This is a genomic window from Thauera mechernichensis, from assembly GCF_029588855.1.
In the GTDB taxonomy this organism is placed as follows: Bacteria; Pseudomonadota; Gammaproteobacteria; order Burkholderiales; family Rhodocyclaceae; genus Thauera; species Thauera mechernichensis.
On record NZ_JARQZE010000002.1, the window covers coordinates 377,840 to 391,579 of the forward strand.

13 protein-coding genes are annotated in these 13,740 nt (G+C 65.4%); 7 read left to right on the forward strand and 6 right to left on the reverse strand.

Annotated features, from left to right (window positions below; all coding sequences use genetic code 11):
* The first annotated feature begins 2 nt into the window (after nt 1–2).
* Both P7F68_RS04660 and P7F68_RS04665 read left to right on the forward strand, forming a co-directional pair.
* A complete protein-coding gene (locus tag P7F68_RS04660; protein ID WP_277831077.1) occupies nt 3–1,442 on the forward strand; it encodes a LutB/LldF family L-lactate oxidation iron-sulfur protein in 1,440 nt (479 codons plus the stop codon).
* Nucleotides 1,443–2,114: a LutC/YkgG family protein gene (locus P7F68_RS04665; RefSeq protein ID WP_002943828.1), complete on the forward strand. Its 672-nt coding sequence runs from the start codon at nt 1,443–1,445 to the stop codon at nt 2,112–2,114.
* A gap of 99 nt (nt 2,115–2,213) precedes the next feature.
* Here P7F68_RS04665 and ubiG read toward each other — a convergent pair whose 3' ends face one another.
* The 3 genes from ubiG to P7F68_RS04680 all read right to left on the reverse strand — a co-directional run bounded on the left by ubiG (nt 2,214) and on the right by P7F68_RS04680 (nt 5,162).
* Nucleotides 2,214–2,918: a bifunctional 2-polyprenyl-6-hydroxyphenol methylase/3-demethylubiquinol 3-O-methyltransferase UbiG gene (gene ubiG / locus P7F68_RS04670; RefSeq protein ID WP_002943823.1), complete on the reverse strand. Its 705-nt coding sequence runs from the start codon at nt 2,916–2,918 to the stop codon at nt 2,214–2,216.
* A gap of 120 nt (nt 2,919–3,038) precedes the next feature.
* A complete protein-coding gene (locus tag P7F68_RS04675) occupies nt 3,039–3,743 on the reverse strand; it encodes an OmpA family protein (protein ID WP_002928097.1) in 705 nt (234 codons plus the stop codon).
* A 99-nt stretch (nt 3,744–3,842) separates the two neighbouring features.
* Nucleotides 3,843–5,162, reverse strand: a complete 1,320-nt coding sequence (locus P7F68_RS04680) for a TRZ/ATZ family hydrolase (RefSeq protein WP_277831082.1) — start codon at nt 5,160–5,162, stop codon at nt 3,843–3,845.
* 242 nt (nt 5,163–5,404) lie between these two features.
* Between P7F68_RS04680 and P7F68_RS04685 the strand changes: the two genes are divergently transcribed.
* Nucleotides 5,405–6,766, forward strand: a complete 1,362-nt coding sequence (locus P7F68_RS04685; protein WP_002943818.1) for a serine/threonine protein kinase — start codon at nt 5,405–5,407, stop codon at nt 6,764–6,766.
* Between the two features lie 39 nt (nt 6,767–6,805).
* Here P7F68_RS04685 and hemH read toward each other — a convergent pair whose 3' ends face one another.
* Both hemH and hrcA read right to left on the reverse strand, forming a co-directional pair.
* Nucleotides 6,806–7,903 (reverse strand): ferrochelatase, encoded by a 1,098-nt coding sequence (hemH, locus tag P7F68_RS04690; RefSeq protein WP_002928106.1) that lies wholly within the window; start codon nt 7,901–7,903, stop codon nt 6,806–6,808.
* A gap of 57 nt (nt 7,904–7,960) precedes the next feature.
* Nucleotides 7,961–8,989, reverse strand: a complete 1,029-nt coding sequence (hrcA, locus tag P7F68_RS04695) for a heat-inducible transcriptional repressor HrcA (RefSeq protein WP_277831087.1) — start codon at nt 8,987–8,989, stop codon at nt 7,961–7,963.
* A 119-nt stretch (nt 8,990–9,108) separates the two neighbouring features.
* On the opposite strand from hrcA, the gene P7F68_RS04700 reads away from it, so the two are divergent.
* Both P7F68_RS04700 and recN read left to right on the forward strand, forming a co-directional pair.
* The gene (locus tag P7F68_RS04700; protein ID WP_002928116.1) at nt 9,109–9,993 is read left to right on the forward strand and encodes an NAD kinase; all 885 of its coding nucleotides are present in this window, start codon (nt 9,109–9,111) and stop codon (nt 9,991–9,993) included.
* A 111-nt stretch (nt 9,994–10,104) separates the two neighbouring features.
* On the forward strand, nt 10,105–11,760 hold the full coding sequence (gene recN / locus P7F68_RS04705) for a DNA repair protein RecN (protein WP_277831090.1): 1,656 nt from the start codon (nt 10,105–10,107) through the stop codon (nt 11,758–11,760).
* 20 nt (nt 11,761–11,780) lie between these two features.
* Here recN and fur read toward each other — a convergent pair whose 3' ends face one another.
* Nucleotides 11,781–12,212 carry a ferric iron uptake transcriptional regulator gene (gene fur, locus P7F68_RS04710; RefSeq protein ID WP_002943812.1) on the reverse strand — a complete coding sequence of 144 codons (432 nt, stop codon included), beginning with the start codon at nt 12,210–12,212 and terminating at the stop codon, nt 11,781–11,783.
* Nucleotides 12,213–12,437: 225 nt separating this feature from the next.
* Here fur and P7F68_RS04715 point away from each other — a divergent pair, with 225 nt between their 5' ends.
* Both P7F68_RS04715 and dapB read left to right on the forward strand, forming a co-directional pair.
* Complete coding sequence (locus P7F68_RS04715) at nt 12,438–12,851, forward strand: outer membrane protein assembly factor BamE (protein ID WP_002943810.1); 414 nt, start codon at nt 12,438–12,440, stop codon at nt 12,849–12,851.
* A 77-nt stretch (nt 12,852–12,928) separates the two neighbouring features.
* Nucleotides 12,929–13,735 (forward strand): 4-hydroxy-tetrahydrodipicolinate reductase, encoded by an 807-nt coding sequence (gene dapB / locus P7F68_RS04720; protein ID WP_002943806.1) that lies wholly within the window; start codon nt 12,929–12,931, stop codon nt 13,733–13,735.
* Nucleotides 13,736–13,740 lie beyond the last annotated feature (5 nt).

Genomic DNA, 13,740 nt, shown 5'->3' on the forward strand with positions numbered 1-13,740 from the left:
CGATGAACGCGATGACCGACGTGCCTGCCGTGCCGATCGCCTTCAAGCGCAACGCGCGCGAGGCGCTTGCCGACCCGCAGCTAAGACGCAACTTCCGTGGCGCGATGGACTTCCTGATGGACAAGCGCCGCGTCCAGTTCCCTGATGGCGACGAGCTCGAGCGTTTGCGCGCATTCGGCAACCGCGTGCGCGCGCGGGCGCTGTCCAAGTTGCCCGAGTTGCTCGAGCGGCTGGATGCAAACCTGAGCCGCAACGGCGTGAACGTGCACTGGGCCGAGACGGTAGAGGAGGCCAACGCCATCGTCCACCGCATCGTCGAGCAGCACGCGGCGAAGAAGGTGATCAAGGGCAAGTCCATGGTCAGCGAGGAAATGGAGATGAACCATTACCTCGGCGAGCGCGGGGTGGATTGCCTCGAGTCCGACATGGGCGAGTTCATCGTGCAGCTGCGCGAGGAGAAGCCCTCGCACATCATCATGCCGGCGATCCACCTCAACGTTGGCCAGGTGGCTTCGCTGTTCCACGACAAGCTCGAAGTGGATTACACCGAGGACGTCGACCGCCTGATCCAGATCGGTCGCGAGACGCTGCGGCGCAACTTCTTCGAAGCAGACATCGGTGTTTCGGGGGTGAACTTCGCCATCGCCGAGACCGGCACTCTGCTGCTGGTCGAGAACGAGGGCAATGGCCGCATGTCGACCACCGTACCGCCGGTGCACATCGCGGTCACCGGCATCGAGAAGGTGGTGGAGAACCTGCGCGATGTCATCCCGCTGCTGTCGCTGCTGACACGCTCCGCGACCGGCCAGGCGATCACGACCTACGTCAACATGATCTCAGGCCCGCGCAAGGCCGACGAACTGGACGGCCCGCAGGAAGTGCACCTGGTGCTGCTCGACAACGGCCGTAGCCAGGCCTTCGCCGACGGTGAGCTGCGTCAGACGCTCAACTGCATCCGCTGCGGCGCGTGCATGAACCACTGCCCGGTCTACACCCGCATCGGCGGTCACGCCTACGGGACGGTATACCCGGGCCCCATCGGCAAGATCGTCACCCCGCACATGCTGGGCCTCGACACCACGCGCGACCTGCCCACGGCGTCGTCGATGTGCGGCGCCTGCGGCGAGGTCTGCCCGGTGAAGATTCCGATTCCCGCGCTGCTGCGCCGATTGCGCGAGGAGGCGGTGCGTGCGCCTGAGGCGGTACCGCATCACATGCGAGGGCAGGGCAGCAAGTACTCGAAGAAGGAGGCGATGCTCTGGAAGGCCTGGCGCAAGCTCAACACCTCGCCCGCGCTCTATCGCGCCTTCAGCTTCGCGGGCACACGCTTGAGCGCGCTGATGCCGTCGAACATCGGCCCGTGGACCGAACACCGCAGCGCGCCCAAGCCTGCCGCGCGCAGCCTGCACGAGCTCGCCCGCGAGCATCTGGGAGAAGATTGAATGAGCGCCAAGGACAGGATTCTTGCCAAGCTGCGCGGCAGCCTCGTTGGCACCACCCCGGTCGCGGACGACTACGATGCTGGCCTGCTGACCGAGCCCTGGCGCTATGCGGCCGACGATCGTATCGCTCGCCTGCGCAGCATGCTGGAGGCTGTGCATGGCGAGACACAGCTGACGACCCAGGCCGACTGGCCGCAACGCGCACTGGAAGCACTGGCTGCGCGCAACATCGGCGAGTTGCTGGTTTCCCCGGACACTGCGCATGGCCAGCAGCTGGCAGCGCATGTCGCCGCCAGTGCTGCGGGTCTGCGCCTGAAGGCCTACGACCAGCCCGTCGAGGCGTGGAAGGAGGAACTCTTCTTCCGCACGCCCGCCTCGCTCACCGGCACACTGGGCGGTATCGCCGCCACAGGCAGCCTGGTGCTGTGGCCGACGCCGCAGGAACCGCGGCTGATGAGTCTGGTCCCGCCCCTGCACATTGCCTTGCTCAAGGCCAGCGAGGTGCGCGACAACCTGTATGAGCTGATGCATGCACAGCACTGGGCGTCGGGGATGCCGACCAACGCCTTGCTGGTGTCGGGGCCCTCGAAGACGGCCGATATCCAGCAAACGCTCGCCTACGGTGCCCATGGCCCCAAGGAACTGCTGGTGCTCATCCTCGAGGACGCCTGAGCCGTTCGCCGACCTTGCTGTGCAGTAGACCGGGCCACGACACGCGCACGCGCGCATGTCGTGGCCCGTTTTCATGGCGTGGGCTCGCCGTGCCTTCGTTCAGCCCGGCCGGCGGGTGTGGAGCAGGTAATTGACGTCGGTGTCGCGACCGAGTGAGTACACCTTGGTGAGCGGGTTGTAGCTCATGCCGATCAGTTCCTGCGTGTCCAGGCGAGCCTGGCGGCAGTAGCGGGTGAGTTCGGACGGCTTGATGAATTTGGCGTACTCGTGCGTCCCGGCAGGTAGCAGCTTGAGCACGTACTCCGCGCCGATGATCGCAAACACATAAGACTTGAGGTTGCGGTTGAGCGTGGAGAAGAAGACGTGGCCGCCGGGCTTGACCAGGCGCGCGCAGGCGGCGATGGTGCTGGCCGGGTCAGGGACGTGCTCGAGCATCTCCATGCAGGTCACGACGTCGAAGGCGGCAGGGTTTTCGTCGGCAAAGGCTTCCGCGCTGACCAGTCGGTAATCGACCTTGTGGCCACTCTCGAACAGGTGCAGCCGTGCCACGCTGAGTGCCTTTTCGGACAGGTCGATGCCGGTTACGTCCGCACCGACTGCGCTCATGCTTTCGGCGAGGATGCCGCCACCGCAGCCGACATCGAGCACCTTTTTGCCCGCGAGCGCGGCCTTGCCGTCTATCCAGCCCAGGCGCAACGGGTTTATCTCGTGCAAGGGGCGGAACTCGGAGGCCGGGTCCCACCAGCGGTGGGCAAGTTCGCTGAATTTCTGCAGTTCGGCGGGGTCGGCGTTAAGGGTGCTCATGATTTAAGGCCAGCTTGATGAGGGTGCAGGATGGACCGTGGCGCTCGATGGGCGTTCCGGCGTGCCGTCCAAATGAAAAAGCCCCGCCGAGGCAGGGCTTTTCGGACATCGGGCTCGTGATTACTTGGAGCCGATGACTTCCACTTCCACGCGACGATCCGGCTGCAGGCAGGAGATCAGCGCAGCGCGGCCACGAACGTTGTCGCACTGGTTGCCGGTGACGGGCTGGGTCTTGCCCTTGCCTTCGGTGTAGATGCGGTTGGCGTCGACACCCTGAGCGACCAGGTAGGTCTTGACGGCAGCGGCACGGCGCTCCGACAGACGCTGGTTGTAGGCGGCCGAGCCGATGCGGTCGGTGTGGCCGACTGCAAGGATCACTTCCAGCTTGAGCGACTTGGCCTGGGCGGCGAGGTCGTTCAGGCGGGCCTGGCCTTCGGGCTTGAGCACGGCCTTGTCGAAGTCGAACAGAGCGTCAGCCGACAGCTTGATCTTGTCAGCGGTGGGCTTCGGAGCCGGAGCCGGGGCGGCAGCAGCGACCGGAGCGGCGCACTTGTCGGCGGGGACGATGTCGGAGTCGCAGGCGCAGCCGACCGGGAACTCGCCAGCAAGGGCGGTCGAGGCGGCAGCCGGGCTCCAGTAGCCGGTACGCCAGCACAGGCCGGCACCGCTGCGGGCGACGACGTTGCGCGCGTCGATCACGTAAGGGATTTCGCCCTTGCCAGCCACGACGACGTCGGCAGCCTGCGCGAAGGCGCTGGGAGCGGACACGCCGAGGGAGGCGATGGCGGCCAGCATGAGCACTTGCTTCTTGGTTTGTTTGATCATGGTTTCCTCTTTGATGGGCGAGTCGCCGGAGTTTCCACAGGACGGATTGAAAACGTGCGTTAAGCCGCTTTCGCGTTGGTTTGCACCAGTGTATCCAGTTCAATTACCGAACCTAGTTTGCCACACCGACGCGATACGCAGCAATTCGCTGTCTCTAATATGCAACAGCTGAACGCCTTTGTCCACGCGGGTTTCTCCGTTTACCCAGACGTGGGAGACGTTCTCCCGACCGGCGACATAGACCAGATGCGAGATCGGGTCGAAGCACGGCCGGCAGTGCAGGGCGCCAAGGTCCACCGCACACAGGTCGGCTGCCTTGCCCGGCTCGATCGAGCCGATACGATCCGCCATGCCGAGCGCATCGGCTCCGCCCAGTGTGGCCATATGCAGTGCGGCGTGGGCGGGGACTGCGCTCGCGTCCAGGCTGCCTACCTTGGCAAGCAGGGCGGCATGGCGCATCTCCTGGAAAAGGTCGAGTCGGTTGTTGCTCGCTGCGCCATCCGTGCCCAGGCCGACACGGATGCCCGCTTCGAGCAGGCGTGGAATGGGGGCAATGCCGCTGGCCAGCTTCATGTTCGAGGTCGGGCAGTGGGCGACACTGCAGTTGTGGCGCGCGAGCAGTTCGATGTCGGCGTCGTCAAGATGCACCGCATGCACACCGATGAGGTTCTCGCCGAGCAGCCCCAGCCGGGCCAGGCGGGCGAGCGGGCGCAGGCCGTGCGTCGTGATCGAGTCGGCGATCTCGCCCGCGGTCTCGTGTACATGGATGTGGATTGGTAGTTCGAGCTCCTCGGCAAGGGCGAGCGCGCGTGCGAAGCTCCTGTCGCTGACCGTGTAGGGCGCGTGAGGGGCGATGGCGAAGTCGATCAGCGGCTCGCGCTGCCAGCGGTCGCGTGCGGCAAGGCCCTTGCGCAGGTAGTCGTCGGCGTCGCTTGCGTAAGGGGTGGGGAACTCGAGCATGACGATGCCGACCACCGCTCGGATGCCCGCGGTGGCAAAGGCCTCGGCGGCGGCTTCGGGGTGGAAGTACATGTCGTTGCACGTGGTGATGCCGCCGCGCAGCATCTCGGCGGCGGCGAGCAGGCTGCCGTCATGCACGAAGGCGGCCGAAACGTGGCGCGACTCGGTCGGCCAGATCGCCTCCTGGAGCCAGCGCATGAGCGGCAGGTCATCGGCCAGCCCGCGCATCAGGTTCATCGCTGCATGGGTATGCAGATTGACCAGGCCGGGCATGAGTACATGGTCCGGCAGGTCGAACACCTTGCGGGCGGCGAGCCTTCCGCGTGCGTCCGCGCTGGGAAGGATGTCGGTGATCCGGCCTTTCGAGACGACGACAGTGTGGTCATCGAGGACGACGCCCGCCGGTTGGACGGGAATGACCCAGCGTGCGTGGATGAGCAGGTCGGCAATCTCGTTCAAGATGGAGCTCCGCAATGTCCCGGTCGATCAGGTGGCGTGCCGGGCAGGTTGTCGCAAGGGTTGGGCGGCGAATGCATCGACCATTATTAGCATGGGCGTTCGTGGCCAACAACACGACCGCTGGCCCTGTGGCCAGGGGGATGTGAGAAATGCGCCGGCGGTTCGCCCGCAGCGCATCGCTTCATGCAACAATTCGGCCATTCCTATTGGACTGATGGCGGCTCTGCGGCCACCGCGAATGTATGAACGCGACTCCAAGCCGGATCGGCAAATACAGGATCATCAAGGAGGTCGGGCGTGGTGCTACCGCGATCGTCTACCTCGCCGAGTCTGACGACCGGCCCGAGCCTGTCGCCGTCAAGCATGTGCGTTTCGATGACAAGGTCAAGGACGAGGCGAAATGGAACCGCCGCCTGGTCAAGCTGCTCAGGGCCGAGCAGGTGGTGTCGAGCCGTCTGAACCACCCCAACATCATCCGCATCCACGATGCTTCGATCGAGCCGACACAGGCCTATGTGGTGATGGAGTACTTTCCGGGTGGCTCGCTGGAGCGCTACTGCAGCTTCGACAAGCTGCTGCCGATACACCGCACGATCGGCATCGTCTTCAAGTGCTGCATGGCGCTCGATCATGCCTACCGGCAGGGCATCGTGCATCGCGACATAAAGCCGGCCAACATCCTCGTCGACGACGAGGACAACGTGAAGATCACCGACTTCGGGCTTGCGCTCAACATCAACAAGAAGCTCGATACCGACTCGACCTTCATCATGGGTGTGGGCTCGCCGGCCTACATGAGCCCGGAGCAGATCAAGGGCTACCCGCTCAACCAGAAGACCGACCTCTATTCGCTGGGCGTCCTGCTTTTCCATCTGCTCACGGGCCGATTGCCTTTCCGCGCCAGCAACCCTGCCCAGCTGGTGTACAAGATCATCAATGCCGATCCGCCCTCGGTGTCGCAACTCAATCCGGATGTGCCCGAGCAGATGGACGCGGTGATCCGCAAGGCGCTGGAGAAGGATCTGTACTCGCGCTATCGCAATGGCGCCGAGTTCGCCAAGGATCTTGCTGCGGTGCGCTACCAGATCCTCGATGAGGACCAGGCTCCGCTTGACCAGGCCCGCTTTGCGCGCTTGCGCAGGCTCGCGTTCTTCACCGAGTTCGAGGACATCGACCTGTGGGAGGTGATGCGCATCTGCGCGTGGCGCAAGGTCGGGCCGCAGGTCGCCTTGATGCGCGAGGGCGACAACGACCAGCGCTTCGGGATCGTCCTCGAGGGCAAGGTCGAGCTGTCGATCGAGGGGCGCCGCGTCATGCAACTCGGGCCGGGCGAGGTGTTCGGGGTGCAGGCCTGGCTCGACCAGCTCGAGCGCAGGCACATGATGACCGTTGTGTCGGTCGGCGAGCTGAGCTATCTGGAGGTCAACCCGGCTGCACTCGCGCTCGCCAGCGAGGAGGTGCTCGAACGCTTCCGCCGCGAGATCTCGACCGTGGTGGTGCGGCGCCTGGCGCAGGTTTCGCGTGAGCTTTCCGCGACTGCGCCCGCCGCGCTGCGCGCGGAACACACCGCAACGGGTTTCGATCTGCAGCTGCTCGATAACTGAAGGCCTGCCAGGCCATGCCAGGCCGGGCAGCGGCCCTGCCTAGCGGGCCGCGCCGAGCGCGCGTGCCCTGGTGGCGCTGGCTTCGCGCGCGGCCGCGTCAGGCGCCTGGATCTCGAGCCAGTGGCCGAGATGGCGACAGGTGAGTTCGGAGAGGGCCTGCATCCATTCATGACGCTCGTTGAGGCAGGGGATGTAGTGGAACACCTTGCCGCCTTTCTCGAGGAAGGCCTCCTTGCACTCCATGGCGATTTCCTCGAGCGTTTCCAGACAGTCTGCGACAAAGCCGGGGCACATCACATCGACGCGTCCGACGCCTTGGGCAGCAAGCGCCTCCAGTGTCGGCTGGGTGTAGGGCTTGAGCCACTCGGCCTTGCCGAAACGGGACTGGAAGGTGACCAGTACGCGCTCGGGTGCGACGCCCAGGCCTTCGGCCACGAGGCGGCCGGTCTTGTGGCATTCGCAGTGGTAGGGATCGCCGAGGTCGAGGGAGCGCCGTGGTACGCCATGGAAACTCAGCAGGAGTCGATCCGGTTCGCCATGGACAGCCCAGTGCTCGCGTACGCTCGCGACCAGGGCGGCAATGTAGCCGGGATCGTCCTGGAAGCTGCGCACGAAGCGGATCTCTGGCTGGTTGCGCCAGTGCGCGAGGCAGCGCCCGACCTCGTCGATGACGGTCGCCGTCGTGCTGGCCGAGTACTGCGGGTACATCGGCACCACCAGGATGCGCGTACAGCCGCGGCTGCGCATGCCGTTGAGCGTGTCGGCGATGGAGGGCTTGCCGTAGCGCATGGCGTAGGCGATGTCGAGTTCGCCATGGCCGGCCTTGAGCAGGTAGCCTGCCAGCAGCTTGGCCTGGCGTTCGGTGTGGACTTTCAGCGGTGAGCCTTCGTCCATCCACACGCTCGCGTACTTGCGCGCCGAGGCCTTGGGACGGGTGTTGAGGATGATGCCGTTGAGGATCGGCCACCAGATCAGGCGCGGGATCTCGACCACGCGCGGGTCGGACAGGAACTGCTTGAGGTAGGGGCGTAGTGCGGCAGCGGTGGGTGCGTCGGGTGTGCCGAGGTTTACCAGCAGCACGCCGGTGCGGGTTTCGGAGCCGTGCTTGAACGGCGGTTCGGTCCAGTAACGAGACATCGGGGTCCTTGTCGGCGGGCGGGCGAGCGAGCCGGGCCGAAGGCCGGCTACGGCCCATCAATGGTTCGAAGACAGGGCGTTCGAGAGCAGTCGTGCCGTGATGTCGACGATCGGAATCACGCGGTCGTAGGCCATGCGGGTGGGGCCGATGACCCCGAGCGAGCCCACGATGCGGCCGTCGACCTCGTAGGGTGCGGTGATCACGCTGCAGCCGTCGAGCGGGGCCAGGCCGGATTCGTCGCCAATGAAGATCTGGACGCCGTCGGCACGGTTGGAAAGGTCCAGCAGTTGGATCAGGCCGGTGCGCTGCTCGAACAGCTTGAACAGTTCGCGCAAGCGGGACATGTTTGACGACAGGTCCTCGAAGTCGAGCAGATTGGTCTCACCCGAAATCACGTAGCTCGAAGCGTTCTCTTCTGCAGCCTCGGTGCCGGCATCCACGGTCGCCGTCATCAGTTCGGTCATGTCGCTGCGCAACTGGCGCAGTTCCTCGCCAAGGCGGCGGCGGATCTCGTCGAAGCCAAGGCCGGCGAAGTGTTCGTTGAGGTAGCTTGCGGCCGCGCTGAGTTCGGCGCCGCTGTAGCCGCGACGGGTGACCAGAATCCGGTTCTGCACGTCGCCGGCGGTGGTGACGATGATGAGCAGGATGCGCGTCTCGGCCAGGCTGACGAACTCGAACTGGCGGATGCGGATGGCTTCCTTGCGCGGCGCCACGACGATGCCCGCGAACTGGGTGAGTTCGGACAACAGGTGCGAGGCGGAGTTGATCAGGCGCTGGGGCTGGTCGGGCAGGAACTGGCCCTCAAGGGCGCGCACGCGGGCGTTCTCGAGCGGCTGCACCGTGAGCAGCGAGTCGACGAAGAAGCGGTAACCGCGTGCGGTGGGGATGCGCCCGGCAGAAGTGTGCGGACTGGCGATGAGGCCCATCTCCTCGAGATCGCTCATCACGTTGCGCACCGTGGCCGCCGACAGGTCCAGACCGGAGAAGCGGGACAGTGCGCGCGAACCGACCGGCAGACCGTCCGCAATATAGCGTTCGATCAGGGTCTTGAGCAGGATCTGGGAGCGGGCGTCGAGGGCGTTCATTTCAGTCGAGAACTATACTTCGAAATGCACCGGAATGCCGCGTGCAGGCGCACTGAGAGGGGTATCTTCGACGTCGGGTGTTGTCGGCGGCTTGCATGAATGTGGTTTAATCCGCGCTCATGAGCTTCAGCTTCCAGACCATCGCCCTGATTGGCAAATACCAGAGCGCCGACGTTGCCGAGTCGGTGACTTCGATTGCGCGTTTTCTACGTGAGCGCGGGCTCAAGGTACTGATCGAGCAAGGCACGGCAAGTTTCATCGGCGGCACGCCCGACTTTCCGGTCGCCAGCTATGAGCATATCGGTGCCGAGGCCGATCTGGCCGTGGTCATCGGCGGCGATGGCAGCATGCTGCACAGTGCGCGCCGGCTGATCGAGCACGGCGTTCCGCTGGTGGGGGTCAATCTCGGGCGCCTCGGCTTCCTGACCGACATCTCGCGCACCGACGCTTGCGAGCGCCTCGGCGAGATGCTCGATGGCCGCTTCAGCGAGGAAACCCGCTTCATGCTCGACGCCGAGGTGCTGCGCGCGGGCGAACGCGTGTTCCACACCCTGGCGCTCAACGATGTCGTGGTGAACAAGGGCGACCTGGGGCGCATGATCGAATTCGATCTCTCCATCGACGGTGAGTTCGTCTACACCCAGCGCTCGGACGGCATGATCGTGTCGACGCCGACAGGGTCGACCGCCTATGTCCTCTCCGCCAATGGTCCGATCCTGCACCCGAGCGTGGGCGGGATCGCCCTCGTGCCCCTGTGTCCGCATGCGCTCACGGCGCGTCCGATCACCATTCCCGATACCTGCCGGATCGACATCGACCTCTTGCCGCACCAGGATGCGCGCGTGCATTTCGACGGCCAGACGCGTTTCGATCTGCGCTCAGGGGATCGGGTGCGCCTGACGCGGTCGTCGCGCGCGCTGCGTCTGCTGCATCCGGAGGGGTACAGCTATTTTGCGATGTTGCGCGAGAAGCTGCACTGGAGTGCTTCGCCCAGACACAACTGATTCCCCGCGGTGGTCGTGACCTTGCGGCCCGTGAGCGCCCGGGCTGCGCCGGGTCGAGCACGCTGTCGTGGGTTGTTTCCACCGCGCCTTGCCTCCGACTGATCGATTCCCATGCTGCGTAATCTGACCATCCGCGACTTCGTAATCGTCGATCGCCTCGAGCTGGAGTTCGAGGCCGGTTTCGGCGCCCTGACCGGGGAGACCGGCGCCGGTAAGTCGATCTTGCTCGACGCGCTGGGGCTCGCCCTCGGCGGCCGTGGCGAAGCGGCGATGGTGCGGCAGGGCTGCGAGCGTGCGGAGGTGAGCGCGGAGTTCGACCTGCCTGCCGCCGGCGAACTGCTTGACTGGCTGCGCGAGCAGGCCTTGCCCACTGACGATGGGGCGTTGATCCTTCGTCGCACGCTTGATGCAGGCGGGCGCAGCCGGGCCTGGATCAATGGCAGCAGCGTCACGCTCGCGCAGTTGCGCTGCGCGGGAGAGTGGCTTGCCGACATCCACGGCCAGCATGCGCATCATGCGTTGCTGCGCGCCGATGCTCAGCGCGCGTTGCTCGATGCCCATGCGGGCGCGTTGCCTCTGGCGTCCGAGGTCGCCAGGTGTCATCGCGAATGGCAGCGCCTCGTGCGGCTGCGGCGCGAGGCCGAAGCCGACTCGGAGAGCTCGGCGCGCGAGCGCGAGCTGCTCGCCTGGCAGTTGCGCGAGCTTGACGACTTGGGCTTCGACCCCGCCGAGTGGCAGGAGATCAATGCCGAGCACGGCCGCCTTGCGCATGCAGCCGGCCTCATCGAGGGGGCGGAGGAGACCTTGGTGGCGCTCGCCGAGGGGGATGGCGCGGTGTGTTCGGTGCTGCGCCATGTCGATGCTCGTATTGCAGCGCTGGCCGACTACGATCCGGCGCTCGCCGACGTGCGCGACCTTCTTGCTGCGGCCGCGATCCAGGCCGACGAGGCGCTGCATGCGCTGCGCCGCTACCGCGACCGTCTCGATCTCGACCCCGGCCGCCTTGCCGAGGTGGAGCAGCGCATCGTTGCCGTGCTGGATATGGCGCGCAAGCACAGGGTCGCGCCCGAGGCGCTCGGCGAGCTCAGGCAGCAATGGCAGGCAAGACTGGAGGCGCTCGAGGCGAGTGCCGATCCGCAGCGCATGGCTGTTGCGGAGGCCGAGGCGCGCAGGCGCTTCGATGCCGCAGCCGCCGAGTTGTCCGCCTGCCGGGCACCGGCCGCGCAGAGCTTGTCGGCGGAGATTACCGAGGCGATGCAGACCCTGGCGATGGCCGGTGGACGGTTCGAGGTCGCCCTCGAGGCCTGCGAGCCTTCCGCGAACGGTGTGGAAACTGTCGAGTTCCGTGTCGCGGCCAACCCGGGCCAGGCCCTGCGCAGCCTGGCCAAGGTCGCTTCAGGCGGCGAATTGTCCCGTATCGGGCTGGCGATTCAGGTCATGACCAGCCGTGATTCGGCAGTGCCGACACTCATCTTCGACGAGGTGGATGTCGGTATCGGCGGTCGCGTCGCGGAAATCGTGGGCACCTTGCTGGCGCGCCTTGGCGCCGATCGCCAGGTGCTGTGCGTGACCCACCTTCCGCAGGTGGCGGCGTGTGCGGACTGGCAGTGGCGCATCGCCAAGCGCGAATATGATGGCGCTACCGTCAGCGAGGTGGTGGCGCTGGGGGCGAGCGAGCGGGTTGAGGAGATCGCGCGCATGCTCGGCGGGGTGAATATAACGGCCACTACCCGAGAGCACGCGGCAGAAATGTTGAGCCGCAGCTAGGTGCCTGCAGGCACCTGGCGTCAGGTTTCGCGGTTGGGGCAGTTCTCGCGCTTGCAGTCGGCGTACAGGTAGAGCGCATGTTCGCGGATGGAGAAGCCGCGTTCTTCGGCGATCTTGTTCTGCCGGCGTTCGATCTCCGGGTCGAAGAATTCTTCGACCTTGCCGCACTGCATGCACACCAGGTGGTCGTGATGGCCGCCCTCGTTGAGCTCGAACACGGCCTTGCCCGACTCGAAGTAATGGCGCTCGAGGAGTCCGGCCTGTTCGAACTGGGTGAGAACGCGATAAACCGTGGCAAGCCCGATGTCCATGCCTTCGTTCATCAGCGAGCGGTAGACGTCTTCCGCGGTGAGGTGGCGCTGATCCGAGCTCTGGAAGAGATCGAGGATCTTCAGGCGGGGGTAGGTCGCCTTGAGGCCGATGCTTTTGAGGTTCTTCGAGTTGTCGGACATGGGAGCCTGAATTGCGTGCAAGTGGAAGAGAGATTGGCCCGGAGTCTGTGTGCGTCGCGGAGCATGCATGCCGCAAGTGTGCGGGCCGGTATCCGGGGTGCAGGCTTGCGCAGGGGCAGAACCCGAAGGTCTTCATGCGCCAGCGCCTCGGCAACACGGCGTATGTTATATTTTTTACCCCCTTCTGAGAACCGCGACCCGGTCGCGTCAGGTTTGAAATCATCCATGCGTTCCTACATCGCTGCGGTAACCGTCACTGCCGTCCTGCTTGGCGGCTGCTCTCTAGACTCCGCGATCGGAGTCGTAGACCCGTATCGGATCGACATCCGTCAGGGTAATTACGTCGATCAGGACATGCTTGCCCAACTGCGCAAGGGCATGTCGCGCGAGCAGGTGCGCTTCGTCCTGGGGTCGCCGCTGGTCGCGGACGTGTTCCGCAATGACCGCTGGGACTACGTCTATCACCACCGTTCGGGTCGTGCTGCGCCCCAGCAGCGCGTGATCTCGGTGTTCTTCGTCAATGATGTGCTCGATCGCGTCGAAGGTGATGTGCAGGCCGCCGATGCGACGGGCGAGGGCGCGCAGGCGTCGACGCGTGTCCGTGTCGTCGAGGTGCCAGGGCCTGCCCGGCGCGACTGAAAGCCGCTCAGTCCGGCGAGCGCGCACGACGCGGCGCCGGCTAGTGCTCATACCATCTACTCCAGGATTGCAACAGAATGTCCGATGTCAGGGTTGCCATTGCCGGTGCCTCCGGCCGCATGGGGCGCATGCTGATCGAGGCGGCGCTCAAGGAGGAGGGGGTCGTGCTCGCCTCGGCCTTCGACCGTCCGCAGACCCCCTTCATCGGCCGTGACGCCGGTGAGATGGCCGGGGTCAACACCGGGGTGCAGATCACCGATGATGCGGCTGCAGCCATCGCTGCGGCCGATTGCGTCATCGACTTCACGCGCCCGGAGGGTACGCTCGTTCATCTCGCCCTGGCGCGTGAGCTGGGCAAGGCCGTCGTGATCGGTACCACCGGGTTCGACGCTGCCGGCAAGGCGGCCATTGCCGAAGTTGCGCAGCAGGTTCCGGTCGTGTTCGCGCCCAACATGGCGGTCGGCGTCAACGCTGTTTTCAAGCTGCTCGAGGTCGCTGCGCGCATTCTCGACGAAGGCTACGACGTGGAAGTGATCGAGGCGCATCATCGCTTCAAGGTCGATGCCCCGTCGGGTACCGCCCTGCGCATGGGTGAGGTCGTTGCCCGCGAACTGGGTCGCAATCTGGATGCGTGTGCGATCTACGGCCGCGAGGGCTACACCGGAGAGCGCAAGCCCGAGACGATCGGCTTTTCCACCATTCGTGGCGGTGATGTCGTCGGCGACCATACCGTGCTGTTTGCCGGCCTCGGTGAACGTATCGAAATCACCCACAAGTCGGGCAGTCGCATGCCCTACGCCACTGGTGCAATGCGCGCCGCGCGCTTCCTTGGCGGCCGTTCGTCCGGTCTGTTCGACATGCAGGATGTTCTCGGTCTGCGTTGAGCGGC

What these genes read in the sequence shown, in the direction of transcription:
- P7F68_RS04660 (WP_277831077.1), top strand. Translation starts at nt 3, where the DNA reads ATGAACGCGATGACCGACGTGCCTGCCGTGCCGATCGCCTTCAAGCGC.
- P7F68_RS04665 (WP_002943828.1), top strand. Translation starts at nt 1,443, where the DNA reads ATGAGCGCCAAGGACAGGATTCTTGCCAAGCTGCGCGGCAGCCTCGTT.
- ubiG (WP_002943823.1), bottom strand. Translation starts at nt 2,918, where the DNA reads ATGAGCACCCTTAACGCCGACCCCGCCGAACTGCAGAAATTCAGCGAA.
- P7F68_RS04675 (WP_002928097.1), bottom strand. Translation starts at nt 3,743, where the DNA reads ATGATCAAACAAACCAAGAAGCAAGTGCTCATGCTGGCCGCCATCGCC.
- P7F68_RS04685 (WP_002943818.1), top strand. Translation starts at nt 5,405, where the DNA reads ATGAACGCGACTCCAAGCCGGATCGGCAAATACAGGATCATCAAGGAG.
- hemH (WP_002928106.1), bottom strand. Translation starts at nt 7,903, where the DNA reads ATGTCTCGTTACTGGACCGAACCGCCGTTCAAGCACGGCTCCGAAACC.
- hrcA (WP_277831087.1), bottom strand. Translation starts at nt 8,989, where the DNA reads ATGAACGCCCTCGACGCCCGCTCCCAGATCCTGCTCAAGACCCTGATC.
- P7F68_RS04700 (WP_002928116.1), top strand. Translation starts at nt 9,109, where the DNA reads ATGAGCTTCAGCTTCCAGACCATCGCCCTGATTGGCAAATACCAGAGC.
- recN (WP_277831090.1), top strand. Translation starts at nt 10,105, where the DNA reads ATGCTGCGTAATCTGACCATCCGCGACTTCGTAATCGTCGATCGCCTC.
- fur (WP_002943812.1), bottom strand. Translation starts at nt 12,212, where the DNA reads ATGTCCGACAACTCGAAGAACCTCAAAAGCATCGGCCTCAAGGCGACC.
- P7F68_RS04715 (WP_002943810.1), top strand. Translation starts at nt 12,438, where the DNA reads ATGCGTTCCTACATCGCTGCGGTAACCGTCACTGCCGTCCTGCTTGGC.
- dapB (WP_002943806.1), top strand. Translation starts at nt 12,929, where the DNA reads ATGTCCGATGTCAGGGTTGCCATTGCCGGTGCCTCCGGCCGCATGGGG.